The following is a 455-nucleotide window of genomic DNA, read 5'->3' as shown; positions in this document are numbered from 1 at the left end:
GACACTCAGAAACCGACAAAACCAGTTTTGGCGGATGTAACTGGTGAGTGCAGTGCTACAGCCACAGCGCCTACTACGACAGATGCTTGTTCAGGTACTATTACAGGAACTACTACAGATCCTTTAACATACAACACTCAAGGAACACATAACATCACTTGGAGTTTTGATGATGGGAACGGTAATGTAGAAACAGCAGTTCAAAAAGTTATCGTAAAAGACACTCAGAAACCGACAAAACCAGTTTTGGCGGATGTAACTGGTGAGTGCAGTGCTACAGCCACAGCACCTACTACGACAGATACTTGTTCAGGTACTATTACAGGAACTACTACAGATCCTTTAACATACAACACTCAAGGAACACATAACATTACTTGGAGTTTTGATGATGGGAACGGTAATGTAGAAACAGCAGTTCAAAAAGTTATCGTAAAAGACACTCAGAAACCGAC

1 protein-coding gene is annotated in these 455 nt (G+C 41.8%); it reads left to right on the top strand.

Translation table 11 applies throughout. The features are described from left to right. The coding region (locus FLA105534_RS00005) for a hypothetical protein (protein ID WP_217427673.1) at positions 1 to 455 on the top strand (455 nt) is incomplete at both ends.

The organism is Flavobacterium collinsii (genome assembly GCF_902804485.1).
Lineage (GTDB): Bacteria > Bacteroidota > Bacteroidia > Flavobacteriales > Flavobacteriaceae > Flavobacterium > Flavobacterium collinsii.
This window is presented reverse-complemented; position numbering and strand designations above follow the sequence as displayed.